The following is a 15,497-nucleotide window of genomic DNA, read 5'->3' as shown; positions in this document are numbered from 1 at the left end:
CTGTGTTCACAATTTTGCAAACTCACTGAATTGGAGAATCGTATCCTTTGTTTCCTTCTATGCTACCAGTTACAAATCGTAGATATATGATACATAACATTGTCATTGTACTTATACGATACTAGTCATCATTTATAAGAAAATACATTATCATCCATTCACGCAATGTAGCAAGATTCAATAAAAATATTTTAATTATTAATTTTTATTATACACTAAAATACTAGACTTTTATAGTACTTTCCCTAAAAAAATCGCATAAAACTTCAAGTTATTGAATTATAATTCCTATTTTTTACTAGCTTTTATGAAGAGAAGATGAAAAAATATAAAGTTCTTCATCTTTTCTTCATGTTTTCTTTTTACCCCCCCCCATTTATTAATATAACTTATTATAGTTATAAGTAAAGTAATACAATAAATTGGCAATTACAACCATCTATGCAACAAAAAAATTCACCCAAACAAATGTCATATCTGAATTGGGTGAACTTCTTGTACTGTATTATCTTGTCATTAATCAAACCAAGGAGAAATATCAAAGTCCTCGCGAATGGTTGCTTTCACCATGCTGCGTCCTAGGTATAATCCTAACAAGGTTAGGTTCAAGCGACACAATGGGATTCGATTATAGGTTTGGCACAGGTCTAGTAAGACTGGGGAAATCTGTTCTAGCACGTCCTCAAAGGATGTAGTATCCCAATCATAGGCCCTGCTAAAGGCTAGCCCCGTCAACGCTTGTTGTGCGTTTTGATCCGTTATACCTGCTCTTTGGAATAAATTCGGCAACATGTATTCGTCAACTGCGGACAATTTTAGCAAGTTTGAGTTAAAGCTCGGTACGGTAATGGATGTACGTACTGGCGCGTTTTGCATCACGTATTCTAATTCTTCCATGGTAAAGCCACGATAGTCGAATACCAACGGGTACGAGTTTCGTAGGATTTGCTCAAATCGCACTTCCCCTGCAGGCGATGCACAACGTAAGTATTCTAATTGTTTATACATGTCTTCACCGGTTGGCAATTCACTGAGTAATGGCTCTAAATATTTCTCCACGTAGTGTTGGAAATTCTCCAAAGAATAGTTATTGGAGTTTTTAGAATATTGCACAATCAAGGCTAATGCCAAAGCTTGTAAATGGCCCTTTTGCATATTCACTAAGCATTTTAAGGCATCCACCGCCACTAAGTACCAGGTACTGGATTGAGGCCGTTTCACAACATCTCGGAAAGTATCTGCTAGCATATCTCGCAACCATTCTGCAGGGTTTGTAACATATGCTTTTTGCACTTGTAACAACGCATCTTGAACAGCAATATTCTCCAACAAAGTAGCAATTTCCTCTTCTGATTCTGTACCCAATTGCGAGAACACGTATTCCGTAATATACTTCGCCGCCGTTTCTGATTTTGGATTCAAAATCCCAAAAGCTGCAATATATTGCGCCACTGCTTTATCTACGATGGCAGATGTTCCTGATGCTTTCACTTCTTCTAGGTCCGGTTCTTCTGTGGCTTGTTCCTCGTTCACTAACTCTTCTGTAATCTTCGGCATAATCCGTGTCGCATCCTCTGCTTCTTCCAACGGTTGCTCGCTAACGGCACGCACTAACTCTTTGGATACAACACCTTGGGATTCATTCCAATCTGTTGCATCTACCGTAGAGATTGGCATAGTATAATCACTAGGATTCATCTCTTCCCAGATTGTGGGATCTGTTTCATCCGCTTGAGGCTCTTCTTCTCTCACGGCATAAGGATTCTGAAAGTTTCGTCTTCGCTCTTCGTAATACTCTTCATAAGTTGGCACTTGTTGTGACACATGTTTTTTATTACTTTTACCATCTCGAAACAAGAAATAGCAGCATAGTAAAAATAATAAAATAACACCCACAACGACCACGTAAGGTCCATATTGTAGTGAAAGTTGTATCAATCCGTCCATGGGAAATCCTCCAATTCATAAATGTAAGTCTATTTCTCTTATTATACCTATTTATGTTGAGATTTGAAAGTGTTCTAACTCATTCTTTAGCAAAAAAGGAACTATCCGAAGATAGTTCCTAGTGTGGTGGACGATGACAGGATCGAACTGCCGACATCCTGCTTGTAAGGCAGGCGCTCTCCCAGCTGAGCTAATCGTCCATATGGTGACCCGTGGGGGAATCGAACCCCCGATACCGCCGTGAAAGGGCGGTGTCTTAACCGCTTGACCAACGGGCCATGTTGTAAGTGGTGACCCACCCGCGACTCGAACGCGGGACACCCTGATTAAAAGTCAGGTGCTCTGCCAACTGAGCTAGTGGGTCATGATAGTGTACTAACCGAAAGTAAGTTGGCTCCTCGAGTAGGACTCGAACCTACGACCGATCGGTTAACAGCCGATTGCTCTACCTGCTGAGCTATCGAGGAATGAACAAACTGGAGCGGAAAACGAGATTCGAACTCGCGACCCCCGCCTTGGCAAGGCGGTGCTCTACCGCTGAGCTATTTCCGCATATATGCAATCCATGTTTTTCTTTCTTGCGACTGCCTACTTATAATACCAAAATTTTCGGATAGTTGTCAACAAAATTTTTTAATATTTTTATCTAGGAACAACCTGTGACACTTTCTCATCACAATACGAAGGAACGCCCATTCAAGATAGTGTTCTCACTTATTTTAAATACAAAAATTCCTATCTATAATCAGTAAAAAAGTTGTAGCAAAATATAGTCCGTATATTTCACTACAACCTTATCTATTTTTTAAAATATTTCACTTTCAAAACCATATTCCTTGGTCAATATGTCCAGCAATTGCTTGAATTTTATAAGCCAATCCGTCCTGTTCTAGTTCATCTCTACACAAAAAGTCTTCCTTATCTCGAATTTTATATAGCTTAACAGACGCATCTAACCTATCTATTAATTCCAATACATCAACCAATATATCTTTGTTCTTCATAGATATCACCATATATATGAATCATATCTCTATATAAATTTTCTTGAAATCGTTTAGTCAATTTATTTCCATCAGTAAGCAAATCTACATCCATTTGTAATACTTCTTTTAAAGTTTCCAAAAGACCGCCTACTTCAAACAAACTAATACCATCGTTATCAAAAACTACAAACAAATCTATATCACTAGTTTCTGTAGCTTCACCACGAGCATAAGAGCCAAATAGATAGGCTGATTTCACGTGATATAGCTCTAGAACTGGAGCAATTAAGTTACGAATCTCATCAAATGTTTTCATACTACTGCCTCCTTTTCTACATTATACCACACAATTAGTAACTATTACCGTCCGTCTTGGCGTTCAGATCCTGGTCCATCGACGGCTACATTTACGTCAGCTTCACCAAATGTTTTCATATCATTTAACATGTGCATACCCGCATCAAGAACAGACAATCCCATGATGGAACCTAATGCCTCGTCCATTTCAAAACCGTAGAACAAATGTGGCTGAATGCCCAAGTATTTCATTTGTGCTTTTTGCACTGGTTCTCCCATATGGACAGATGGGAACACGTAATCCATAACCGCTTCATCGATGCATTTCGCAGCCAGTACAGCCGCCCCTGTTTCTGCTGTATCGAAAACCACCGCCATACGATGGCTTGCCGCCCCTAGGATAAGTCCTGTTAAGACCACCACATCCGGAGAGCCTACTGTGGCCAACACATGGATACCATCTTGGCTAGGCAATTGGTGTTCTGCTAAGCTTGCCGTCAATTGTTTTGCCTTTTCTTGAATACTCAAAGTACAATTGTTCTCTGTCAATAACTCTGCCATAGGATATCCAGTAATCGCTGCAGTCACAGCTAATGCTGAAAGTAAACTTCTTTCACCGACAGTACCGATGGCTATCGTTTGGTACCCCTTTTCACTCAATTCATCTGCTAAGGAAAAACCTACTTCTAATCCTTGTTCTACGATATCAGGTGTCAAGGCTGCATGCATGCGGAAAAACTTAGACCCTGTTGCCAATTTGTGTTGTCGTACACCTTTGATATGACTTGTCTCAAGTTCTAATCCTGCGTCCACCAAGAATACATCTGCGTCAATTTTCTTAGCCGCCCCATGTGTCGCTGAATGACCAGAAGCTAATCGCTCCATGGCTTTCAAACTTTCCACTCCGTGCGTTTGATTTTGTGGACCATCTACTGCGATATCGGCACCTACGATGACTACCGCATGACGAAGATGGTTTGGTTTTTCATCTTTCAAAATTCCTGCGATACGCTCTGTAATTTTTTCTAAACGTGCCAAAGAATACAATGGTTTTGTAAGGTTATCAATGCGCAAACGGCATTCTTCCATGGATGGTTTGTACAATGGTTCGATAACAAAATTACGCATGGTGTTCACCTCCTGCAACTTCGTGGAACATTTCTACTGCTAAATTTAGCATTTGCATCTGCATGGAGCCACCCGTAGCTTCTCCCAAGCAGAATCCAAGATCCACAAAGGCCTCTAAGCCTAACGTTTTCAACGCATCTTTGTGAGCTTTTTCCGCAGATAAATGAGATGCCATCACGTAATCCATAGTATGTGGATTCATAGCGTGTGCAATCAGAGCGCAAGCTGTCGTGTTAAACCCATCAATAACCACCAACGCATGATTCGCTGCGGCTCCTAAGATAACACCTACTAAACAAGCAAACTCCAATCCCCCTACGGCGGATAAAATGCCTAATCCATCTGTGTTAGGGATATGTTCATATTTTACCAATGCATCATGCACTACCTTTTGTTTCACCTTCAATCGTTCATCGGAAATATTGGTACCTCGTCCCGTTGCTTCCTCTGCTGAAAGTCCTGAGAACTTCGCTGTAATGACTGCACTAGATGTGGTGTTCCCAATCCCCATTTCACCGATTAAAAATGTGTTAAATCCCTCTTTCACCTTTTCTTCTACGAAAGCAATGCCTACTTCCACAGCTTCGATTGCTTTATCAAGAGGCATAGCGGGTTCCTCTAACATATTATTTGTACCATGCGACATCACTTTACAATGGTGTAGACCTGGTACCGCTGATAAGTCGCCAGCCACGCCTACATCAATGACTTCAATTTGCGCTCCACAATAATTAGACAACGCATTCGCTGCCGCTCCCTTAGGAATCAAATAGTTCGTCGTCATATGTATGGTCACTTCTTGTGGGTATGCACTAACACCTATTTTCGCTACACCATGGTCACCACAGGCAATGATCATACAAGGCTTTGGAGCCGTCGGGTTTGGTTGATTCGTCGCTGCCGCATAATGCTCTACTATCGTCGCTAACTTACCATACGAACCATAGGGAGTTCCCTTACTCCATTGTTCCCCAATCGCTTGTTCAATCTCTTTATTTCGTGGCACAATCCGCGCCAACGTACTTTCATATAAACTCATACATCCTCCTATGTGACATGCCATCATAAGAATATAAAAAGCATAGCCCTAGACTATGCCAAGTTGATTCCATTATAAAGTATTTTTCGTTCAGTTTCAATTTTTATATTTTCTATCTTGTGCATTTAAGAGCCAACATATGTCTCCTAAAAACTGCCCTTCGCGAAAGTTTTTAGGAGACATATGTTGGCTCAAAGGATTTCGCTTGATATGAAGATATAAAAATTGAAACAGACCGGGGGAAAATAGGTGGGAGGGAGTTACTTGTTTTTATAAACCTCACGGCGGTGAGCTACTTCGACTATAAAAATAGTAATCTCTTTATCATTAATTTCTGCAAATAAGCGATAGTCTCCTACCCTATATCGCCATACCCCAGAAAGATTTCCTGTTAACATTTTTCCATGAACCCTTGGATCTAAAGATCCTACCAAATATTTTATGATCCAATGTTTAATCATCCTTGCTATAGATGGATCTAACTTCTTCATTTGCTTTTTTGCATGTTCCGAAAATTTGACCTTAAACATCAAATACCAAGCTCCTTCCACACTTCTTCATGATCATATACTGGTTCCTCGCGAAGTGCTCGTCTTGCCTCTAAAATACGTTCCTCATTAATTTGTAATTCATCCTCAATCGTTTCTAGTACTAAATTACGAATAAAAGAAGATAGATTCAAATTATTAGCAGCAACATACGCTTGAATCATTTGACTTTCATCTTCAGATAAACGTAAAGAAATAGTAGTCGCCATAGATATCACTCCCTTTGTAATACACGTAATACACGTAATACATTACTTACAGTATACCATATACAACCTTCCCGTCAAGAAAAGCACACGAGAGCTCAAACCACTTTCTTCTTTCCCAGGTCGCAACCCCGCTCGGAGTGGTTTAAATCCCCCCTCTTCTGATAAACGAAAAGGAGCCCCCATGTGTTTCGTCAAAAACTTTCGCGTAGGGCAGTTTTCGGGGCCTACACGGGGCTCAAAATCACATTCCTTTCCCCTCATGGTCGCTATAGTGCTCGGATCGGTTTAAATTCTCAACAACAAAAAGCCAGCATATGTTGTAATAAAAACTTTCGCGTAGGGCAGTTTTTATGCGACATATGCTGGCTTCCCACAAACAGGAATTTAAACCGATATGAGCGAACGACCTCTCCATTTGTTCGACTGCCACCGCCACACAAATATGATTCCTCGTATAATCTCATCGATAGCCATAGCAATCCACACACCTACGAGTCCCCAACCAAGGACGATACCAAAGTAATAGGACAAGGTCACGGCGAACATCCACATGCCAAAAACTCCCACAAATACGGGGATGCGAATATCTCCCGCTGCTTGCAGACATTGGACCAACACAATGTTGGCGCCACGACCAATTTCCAAGAATATTTCAACAAACAACACAGATTTCGCTAAGTCAATAATCTCTTGGTTATCCGTCACAAGGCGCATCACAGGTTCACAGGCAAAGTAAAAAAAGGTACTTAACCCCACACCAATAGAAACGCCTGCTGCTGTTGTGAGCCACACACGGCGAGATACCTCTTCTTCTCGTTTGGCACCCATGAGGAATCCCACCACAATCTGCGCTGCATTGGCCAAGGCAATAGTGTACATATAGCAGAAAGTGGCAATGATGTACACGTATACTTTTGTGGTGATCACCACAAGCCCCATGAGGTTGACCATTTTCATGATCACAGTCTGTGAAAGTTGGTAAGACAGCGTTTCTCCTCCAGATGGTACAGAGATAAACAACAATTGTCGCAACGTTTCCCACCGGAATGGGCGCAGATACTCTACTTTCAGACGAGCTGTCAACAGTGATTGATGGCACCAGATGATAAGACCTAGCCCTAATGCTTTGCTAATCACACTTGATACAGATGCGCCTAAGACACCCATGCTTGGGATAGAACCCCAACCGTAAATGAGTACGTAGTTCAGAATAATATGAACCACATTCATGACAAGGGCTATCCACATGGTGATACGAGGCATGGAGTGCCCCCGAAACACCGCTACATAGGTCATATAGATACCCGTAATAGGAATACTGGCAGCGGTGATATTTAAATAGAGTGCCGTTTCTTCCATAATCTCAGACGGTACCCCAAGCCATTCGCAGAAGGTTTGATGAAAGATAATGACCACAGCCCCCGCGATAACACTGAACATCGTATGAAAGGCAACGCTAATCGTATATACTTCATCAATTTTATCGGGACGCTTAGCCCCTAAATATTGAGCGATTAAAATGGTGGTAGCTGTACTCATGACAATGAGCAAAAACAAGATAATATTGATAATCTGGTTCGCATTGGCTACGGCAGCCACCGCCGTTTCTGCATACTGGCTGAGCATGAATTGGTCCACATTGCCCAATAACATGAGTAAAAATAATTCTATAAAGATAGGGACACTGAGTGCCCCTACCGATAGAGATATGTTTTTTGTTACTTTCATTCTAATTCAACTTTCTCTAAGGCACCGTTCTCCACTAAAGATTCCCAGCTCACTACTAAACGATAACGGGCTTCTACTTCCGCCTCTTTCCAATGTTCCCCTTCAGGAAACCATTCGCTTGGCACCTTACTGCATTTGGTAAAATTCAAGGTATACCCCATGGAGCGCACTTCTTTGGACGCCCACCAAGCTCCTACACGGTCGCGGCTATCTAAGTAGACCGAGTCTAAGCCGGTTTCCGCTACCCAAGACATAATTTCTGACCAATATTCTTCTGGGACTACGCTATTAACCAATGTTTCTTGTAAGGCTTGATTGGCAACTTCCAAAGGGTTTTCCACCCCTATACCTGGCGTATTCTGTACTTCTTCTAGTACTTGATCCACAATATTTTGTGCTGAGTCCATCATAGGATTGCCCCTTTCTACTATTATCGTTTATATCTATCTCTATACTATTCCATATTTTTAAAACAGTTTTGAAAGTTTTTCCATGGATATCCATCCCTATATCTTTCAAACATCTATTGCTATTATATCACAGGCCACGTCCATATCCTATATGGAGAGCCTGACCTGTTACATCTGTTACTTATCGTATTTTTCTACTATATGCAGAGTATAAATAAAAGGTGAAACTGTACTTTCAAATCTATTATTTCTTATCTATGGTCACGCTTAGCTACTGCTCTCGAATCTGTTTGCCACATAATAAAAATACTACTACAAGTACCTCTCCGCATCATTTATATTTACTCTTTCAGCCACGATGAATGGTATCAGCTAACATATTATAAAAAATTAAACACGGCCTTTATCCCATGCCAAAATAAAAATAGTAATAATAATCAGCGTCATACCAATCATGTCCCACTGGGAGAACTGGTTGCCTAATAGTAACCATGCCAGCACCGCTGCTGATATGGGTTCAATAGATGAAAGTATGGACCCCGTTACAGCTCCCACACGTCTCACTCCCTCTAAATAGGCATTAAAGGATACCACTGTACCAAAAATAATAATACTCCAGAACCCACCGTATGCCCATACATCCCACACAATTCCCTCTGCGTTTGGTTGTGTAGCAATCCATGCAAAGCCTCCCCCAATGAGCATGCCAAAGCCTACAATGGAGGTTGTCCCGTACTTTTTCAATAGCGGTACTGGTTGTACCGTATAAATACCAACGGCTACAGCAGATAGCATCCCCCAGGTCAGCAGTGTATCATCTAAGGCTAATATATCCCACACACCTTGTAAAGCAATAATTACCGTCCCCACTGTAGCGAGTACTACACTGACTACTTCTGCCACCCTTGGCAAGATTAGACGTGTGATAGAGATATATAAAATAATCAATGCAGGGCCTACATATTGTAACACCGTCGCAATGCCAGCTCCTGCATAGGCAATAGCTTTAAAATAGGTGTACTGACACATCCACATGCCAAAGACCCCGAATGTAATCAACCGCAATGTATCTTTCCAGTCAGAAAAAATCTTAAAAATAGAAGTACGCCCCTGGTAAAATGCAATGCCTACTGTAATGATACCTGCAATGACAAGGCGCATCGCCACTACCCATTCCGCTGACATCATACGCTGCTGTTGTACAAATTGCGAACACATACCCGAAAAGCCCCACAGAATTGCCCCTAATGCAATTAACAGCATACCTTTCAGTACATATGCGTTCATTATTTCGCCTCGGCTAATAGACTTTTATGAATCTTTACCACGACCTTGCGAATTTCTTGTATCTCATTCAGCGCAATCAAGGTGCGATGCAATTCTCCAGGATAGAAAATGCAATAATCTCCAGGACGAACATCAATTCTTACGGTGCCACTTTGCGTAGAATCATAGAAATAACAATCCTTGTCGTCATAAGCCTCAACCACATCTGGCAAAGTTTGACGAATAAGAATTTCCATTTGCTCTTCCCCAGACACTAGAAATTGCACATCCATGTAATCCTTATGTCCTTCCATCTTCGTCTCCTCATAAGCCCTTGTGTTTACAATATCCACATTGGCATACATCAAGTCCCCCTCAATCGGATAGCGACCACCTGCAAACGTCGTGAAATCATGCGCTTTCAAAAACTCGATAGCCCGTTCTACTGCCTTTGGATATCGAAACTGTGTATAATCTATAGCAATATTTTGATATATCATGACTTACTCCTTATCATATTATATGAAGTTCACTGCCTTACAGCAGCCATATATGAATCCAATCTATCACTCTCTACTATACTAGCATCACCATATAAGGTCAAACACAATTTCTAGGAACGCCATTTTGCATAGCAGCCTTGTGGCGTTTCTTTACTACCTAAATCACACAAACCCAAGAAACTCCCCTTTTATTCTGTAATAAACTATGCTATACTAAAAGTGAAAAAAGAAGAGCCAATAACGCGTCTGGGGCGTTAGGCTCATCTCAAAATCATTAAAATCGATGGCCTAACGTGTGTAAGTACTACCAATACTTACGTTTTACGTTAGGCTTTCTCATTAATTATTTAAATAAATCAATGAGTTGTACTATTAATTTTAGAATTAAAATCAATCTATAGATATTTCTAAACTTTTTCATAGTACCACCTCCTCCCATATTAGGAAGAGATGAGCCCAACAACACGTTGTTGACTCTTCAACTACTATTTTACTACAAAATTACTCATACTGTTAACATTTCTTAAAGCTATCTTTCCTGAGGAACGCCGTTAAGAGTAGCAGCCTTGTGGCGTCCCCTTACTGACTAACTCACACAAACCCAAGAAGCCCATGGCGTGCTCCTGAACAAACATTATGAAATACCGTTTGAGAAGGAGTATGCCATGGGCTTCCCTTTGCTCTATTCAGTTAAGAACGCCACAGGCTTCATAGCATCACAAGTTACGACTCTTCGTGACCCACAAATCCCGCAATGATTGTTTCTGCTTGTTTATGTGGCACTTCTTCGTAGCCACTAAATTCCATATTAAACACACCTTGTCCTTGTGTCATGGAGCGCAATACTGTTACATAATCCAACATTTCTACCAATGGAACTTGGGCTTTCACCACAGTGATCCCTTCACGCACGCCTTGATCCATGCCGAGTACGCGACCACGACGGCTATTCAAATCGCCCATGATATCGCCCATAAATTCTTCTGGACCAATGACATTCACATTATATACAGGTTCTAACAAAATCGGTTTTGCATCAGGCACACCTTTTTTCAATGCTTGAGCTGCCGCCATTTTGAAAGCCAACTCAGAGGAGTCCACTGTATGATAGGAACCATCTAACAATGTCACTTGGATGCCAATCATCGGATACCCTGCCAAAAGACCTTTTTCCAATGTTTCACGAACACCTTTTTCTACAGCTGGAATGTATTGACGTGGCACAGCACCACCAAAGATTTTATCGATAAACTCGAACTCTCCTTCATATAGCGGAGCAATACCAAGTTTCACATGTCCATATTGACCATGACCGCCACTTTGTTTTTTATGTTTCCCTTCTACTTCCACTGTACCACGAATGGTTTCACGATACGGAATGTATGGCGTTTCTAATTTTGCACGCACTCCATATTTGCGTTCCATTTTTTGTAAAATATGTTCTAAATGCACATCGCCCATACAACGCACTTGCATTTGACGACCTTCCACATCTTTTACTACTTCGCAAGTCGGATCTTCTTCAGAAATACGTGCCAGAGCATTCGCTAGCTTTTCTTCTTCTCCTTTTTTCTCAGGAACCATAGCAATACGATACAACGGTTGTGGGAATCGAATTGGTGCATATTGTACTTTAAATTCTGCCGTACCAAAGGTATCCCCTGTTTTCGTTTCTCCTAGTTTAGGAATGACTACGATATCTCCAGCTTTTGCGACCTCTACTGGCACTTGTTGTTTACCAATTAAGGTTACCATTTTCCCCCATTTTTCTTCTACATCTCGGGTCACATTGTAAAGTTTATCTCCTACTTTCAATTCTCCAGAGAAGACACGAACAAAACTTTGTTTTCCCGCAAATGGGTCAAGAATTGTTTTAAATACAAAACCCGTAAACGGTTTATCTGCCACCACGATATGCTCTTCCTTAGAATCCACGCCAATAGCGGTCATCACTTTTTTCGTGGCATCTGGCATGTAGCGGATCATACGGTCTAAGACTTGGTCCATACCAATACGACTCAAGGCAGTACCACACATAACAGGACATACACGGCCCGTCAACATGCCTTCGCGCAAACCTTGACGAATTTCTTCTAAGGTCAATTCTTGTCCGTCTAAATATTTTTCTAATAATGTATCATTACCTTCTGCAGCTGCTTCCACAGTCATTTCACGAATTTCTTCTACTTTATCGGATAGTTCCGCTGGCACGTCCACTTCTGTCATCTTACCGTTTTCATAGACATAAGCAGTCCGTTTTGCCACGTCTACCACACCTTTGAACGTAGGCCCTTCACCGATTGGAATTTGCAATGGCATGATAGCTTTACCAAATAATTCCCGCATTTTTTCCAAAGTACCAAAGAAGTCTGCTTTTTCGACGTCCATTTTATTGATGAAAGCCATACGAGGCATTTGCAATTCTACCCCATACTCCCAGGCACGAATGGTATCGATTTCTACGCCTGTACCAGCAGATAATACCATAAGCATACCGTCTGCCGCACGCAAAGCAGATCGCACTTCCCCATGGAACTCAGAATACCCTGGAGTGTCGATGAAGTTAATTTTATGACCCTTCCATTCACAAGGAGCCATACCTAATTGGATAGTGACATTACGTTTGATTTCTTCTGGCTCAAAGTCCATGATATGTTTATTATCTTGACCTTTACCAACAAAGTCTACAGCACCACAAGACAATAACAATGCCTCTACTAATGCTGTTTTACCCGCCCCGTCATGGGAGACCACCGCCACGTTTCTGATTAAATCACTAGTATATTCTTTCATGAACATCGTCCTCCTTTATAGCCGAAAACAGTCTATTGTTTAAGTAATTCTACAAACTTCTTTAAACTCCTTTGAATATAGTGAAATTTATATATGCAAATTGCGCATATATTAAGCTTATGCAGCTTATGCATGAGAAAAACTTGTTTTATAAATACTTTTACAAATATTCAAGCCTATTCCGTTACTTCTTTACTAAGCTAAAATTTTACTAGGTAAATTCTATAGTTTATGGTATTCTAATAGATATATCGATTCAAAACATACATGGGAAGGGAGTTATATAATATGAAAGACAATGAATCAAAGACATCATTGCATCGAGGACTAAAAAGTCGTCATATGCAAATGATTGCATTAGGAGCCTCTGTGGGCACAGGCTTATTCTACGGATCCGCTCCGACAATCCAATTAGTAGGACCAGGTGTTATTTTCTCCTATTTATTAACCGGTATCTTTATTTTCTTTTTAATGCGTATGCTAGGAGAAATGTCAGTCCGTGAACCTGTGTCTGGATCTTTTACCTATTTTGCAAGTAAATATTGGTCTTCCTTTGCTGGGTATTTATCTGGTTGGAATTACTGGATTGTATACATGCTCGCTAGTATGGCAGAGTTGGCTGCGATTTCAGTCTACTTAGATTTCTGGTTACCAGGTATTCCACACTGGATTACTACACTCGTTTGTATTACATTAGTGACGATAATTAACCTCATCAATGTGCGTGCCTATGGAGAAGTAGAATTTTTTGCATCACTCATTAAAGTGGTAGCCATCATTGCTATGATTGGTTTCGGTATCTTCCTCATCTTTTTTGGAGATATGGGGTCCTTCCCTCAAAACTTCTCTAACCTATGGATTCACGGCGGACTATTCCCGAACGGATCGTATGGCTTCATCGCTTCCATTGCTGTGGTTATGTTCTCCTTTGGTGGGGTAGAACTCATTGGTATCACTGCTGGAGAAGCGGAAAATCCTGAAAAAACATTACCAAAAGCGATTAACGAATTATTAGCTCGTATCCTGATCTTCTATGTAGGAACGATGACTGTGATTATGGCATTATCTCCATGGAATGAACTAGGCACACAAGCGAGCCCATTTGTTCAAATCTTTACAAACATCGGTATTCCAGCAGCAGCACATATTTTAAACTTTGTTGTTGTGGTTGCTGCGTTATCTGTATACAATAGCTTACTCTACAGTAATTCTCGTATTTTACACAGCATGGCATTATCTGGTGATGCGCCAAAAATCTTCAAGAACTTAACAGCCACAGGGGTACCATTGATTGCGACCTTGTTCTGTGCAGCTTTAGCCTTGATTGTTGTGTTCTTAACGTACATCTTTCCAAGCGCTAGTGATGTATTCTTACAATTATTGGCTATTATTGTAGCCGGATTAATTATTGCATGGTTCATTATTCCAGTAACACACATTAAATTCCGTAAGCGATTCGCTCGCGAAGGTCGTCTTGATGAATTGAAGTTCAAATCCATTTTATATCCACTTACCAATTACTTCTGCTTTGCTTTCATCGCTATGGCAGTGGGGGTTATGTTAACAATGGATTCCATGCGCACATCCATCTACATTATTCCAGTATGGATTGGTGCCTTGTACATTGCATACAAACTTAAGAAAAAATAAAATATGAATGCTAAAAAGGATAGCTGAGATTAACTCGGCTATCCTTTTCGTATATCACTATTAGTATGAATTTGTAAGTCTTTAGCAGGACTTGAGTATATCTACATTTAATTTAAAATGTAACACTTTTCCCACCTTGGTAACCACTAAATGGTCAGATGGTATTTCTTTTAATTTACTATCTAGAGTTCGTTTACTCTTACCAATCGCTGCTACAATTTCATCCTTGGTAGCACCTGAAAAGAGAGAAAACATACTCGCTTGTAATGCTACAAAATAAATATCTTGTATCACTTGATCTGTAATTTGGTTCTTTTCTATAAATCTATCTAATTTCTTTTCCGCTTCACGTAAACGGTTCACTCTCGTTACTAATAACTCTTTTGCATTTTTTATCATCGATTCTAAAAGAGTTAAAAATTCAATAATAAAATATGTCAAATCTCCACGATTATATTCTGAATTAGTAATGATAAACGCATCATAATATTTCTTCTGATTATCTTTTATTACCTTAGAAAGTCTTAGGCCTATCAGCGGATGGTATTCTCTTGAAATATACTGCGAGGAAATAATCCTAGATGTACGCCCATTCCCATCGTAAAAAGGATGAATATATCCAAACAAATAGTGGTAAATAGCGACACGAATTGGTAACTCAATCGTGCTATCATTAAGTATACGAAGCGCTTCCGTCATCGTATCAATGATAGCCGACTCTGGAAACAATCCTTGATGAATAATCTTATCAGTTCCCGTCTTTACATCTACGCTATCTGCTCGGAACAATCGTCCATCAGGACGATCTTTCTCTTCAATTTCCGACGACAAAAACGAATCATAAAACGTACGTAATTCTTCGCAGGTCTGTATAGATACGGATTCATTAGTGACATGTAATACTTGTTTATATTTTCTTAAATTGCAAGTAGAAATTGAACACTTTGATATAAATAATTTAACATCGTGAAAGAACCCTTAAAAGATACTTAG

Annotated in this window: 14 protein-coding genes and 5 tRNA genes; 1 reads left to right on the top strand and 18 read right to left on the bottom strand. The window is 40.3% G+C overall.

Annotation, left to right across the window (positions count from 1 at the left end):
- Positions 1–516: 516 nt before the first annotated feature.
- The 17 genes from EO117_RS07375 to fusA form a co-directional block, all read right to left on the bottom strand.
- The gene (locus tag EO117_RS07375) at positions 517–1,947 is read right to left on the bottom strand and encodes an LPO_1073/Vpar_1526 family protein (protein WP_126939833.1); all 1,431 of its coding nucleotides are present in this window, start codon (positions 1,945–1,947) and stop codon (positions 517–519) included.
- 124 nt (positions 1,948–2,071) lie between these two features.
- Positions 2,072–2,147 (bottom strand) — tRNA-Val (locus EO117_RS07370).
- A gap of 3 nt (positions 2,148–2,150) precedes the next feature.
- Positions 2,151–2,225: transfer RNA gene (locus EO117_RS07365), tRNA-Glu, on the bottom strand.
- 10 nt (positions 2,226–2,235) lie between these two features.
- Positions 2,236–2,311, bottom strand: a tRNA-Lys gene (locus EO117_RS07360).
- A gap of 27 nt (positions 2,312–2,338) precedes the next feature.
- Positions 2,339–2,414: transfer RNA gene (locus EO117_RS07355), tRNA-Asn, on the bottom strand.
- A gap of 10 nt (positions 2,415–2,424) precedes the next feature.
- Positions 2,425–2,499 (bottom strand) — tRNA-Gly (locus tag EO117_RS07350).
- Positions 2,500–2,768: 269 nt separating this feature from the next.
- Positions 2,769–2,951, bottom strand: a complete 183-nt coding sequence (locus EO117_RS07345) for a hypothetical protein (RefSeq protein WP_126939832.1) — start codon at positions 2,949–2,951, stop codon at positions 2,769–2,771.
- Positions 2,926–3,249, bottom strand: a complete 324-nt coding sequence (locus tag EO117_RS07340) for a nucleotidyltransferase family protein (protein WP_126939831.1) — start codon at positions 3,247–3,249, stop codon at positions 2,926–2,928. The genes EO117_RS07345 and EO117_RS07340 overlap by 26 nt, the downstream gene beginning before the upstream one ends.
- A 44-nt stretch (positions 3,250–3,293) precedes the next feature.
- The gene (locus EO117_RS07335; RefSeq protein ID WP_126939830.1) at positions 3,294–4,358 is read right to left on the bottom strand and encodes a nicotinate-nucleotide--dimethylbenzimidazole phosphoribosyltransferase; all 1,065 of its coding nucleotides are present in this window, start codon (positions 4,356–4,358) and stop codon (positions 3,294–3,296) included.
- Complete coding sequence (gene cobT, locus EO117_RS07330) at positions 4,351–5,397, bottom strand: nicotinate-nucleotide--dimethylbenzimidazole phosphoribosyltransferase (RefSeq protein WP_126939829.1); 1,047 nt, start codon at positions 5,395–5,397, stop codon at positions 4,351–4,353. The genes EO117_RS07335 and cobT overlap by 8 nt, the downstream gene beginning before the upstream one ends.
- Positions 5,398–5,657: 260 nt before the next feature.
- Complete coding sequence (locus EO117_RS07325; RefSeq protein WP_305798493.1) at positions 5,658–5,948, bottom strand: type II toxin-antitoxin system RelE/ParE family toxin; 291 nt, start codon at positions 5,946–5,948, stop codon at positions 5,658–5,660.
- The gene (relB, locus tag EO117_RS07320) at positions 5,927–6,154 is read right to left on the bottom strand and encodes a type II toxin-antitoxin system RelB family antitoxin (protein ID WP_126939828.1); all 228 of its coding nucleotides are present in this window, start codon (positions 6,152–6,154) and stop codon (positions 5,927–5,929) included. Before relB ends, EO117_RS07325 begins: the two co-directional genes overlap by 22 nt.
- 384 nt (positions 6,155–6,538) lie before the next feature.
- Entirely contained in the window at positions 6,539–7,882 is a 1,344-nt protein-coding gene (locus tag EO117_RS07315) for an MATE family efflux transporter (protein ID WP_126939827.1), read from the bottom strand.
- The gene (locus EO117_RS07310) at positions 7,879–8,292 is read right to left on the bottom strand and encodes a hypothetical protein (RefSeq protein ID WP_126939826.1); all 414 of its coding nucleotides are present in this window, start codon (positions 8,290–8,292) and stop codon (positions 7,879–7,881) included. Before EO117_RS07310 ends, EO117_RS07315 begins: the two co-directional genes overlap by 4 nt.
- Positions 8,293–8,682: 390 nt before the next feature.
- Positions 8,683–9,579 carry a DMT family transporter gene (locus tag EO117_RS07305; protein WP_126939825.1) on the bottom strand — a complete coding sequence of 299 codons (897 nt, stop codon included), beginning with the start codon at positions 9,577–9,579 and terminating at the stop codon, positions 8,683–8,685.
- A complete protein-coding gene (locus EO117_RS07300) occupies positions 9,579–10,058 on the bottom strand; it encodes a YhcH/YjgK/YiaL family protein (protein ID WP_126939824.1) in 480 nt (159 codons plus the stop codon). Before EO117_RS07300 ends, EO117_RS07305 begins: the two co-directional genes overlap by 1 nt.
- A gap of 726 nt (positions 10,059–10,784) precedes the next feature.
- Positions 10,785–12,854 carry an elongation factor G gene (gene fusA, locus EO117_RS07295; protein WP_126939823.1) on the bottom strand — a complete coding sequence of 690 codons (2,070 nt, stop codon included), beginning with the start codon at positions 12,852–12,854 and terminating at the stop codon, positions 10,785–10,787.
- Between the two features lie 288 nt (positions 12,855–13,142).
- Here fusA and EO117_RS07290 point away from each other — a divergent pair, with 288 nt between their 5' ends.
- The gene (locus tag EO117_RS07290) at positions 13,143–14,504 is read left to right on the top strand and encodes an amino acid permease (RefSeq protein ID WP_126939822.1); all 1,362 of its coding nucleotides are present in this window, start codon (positions 13,143–13,145) and stop codon (positions 14,502–14,504) included.
- Between the two features lie 81 nt (positions 14,505–14,585).
- On the opposite strand, the gene EO117_RS07285 is transcribed toward EO117_RS07290, so the two are convergent.
- Entirely contained in the window at positions 14,586–15,335 is a 750-nt protein-coding gene (locus tag EO117_RS07285) for a Fic family protein (protein WP_164727539.1), read from the bottom strand.
- Between the last annotated feature and the right edge of the window lie 162 nt (positions 15,336–15,497).

The organism is Veillonella sp. VA142 (assembly GCF_003992135.1).
Classification (GTDB): Bacteria; Bacillota; Negativicutes; order Veillonellales; family Veillonellaceae; genus F0422.
The sequence above is the reverse complement of the archived record's forward strand: the minus strand, read 5'-3'. Positions and strand labels throughout refer to the sequence as shown.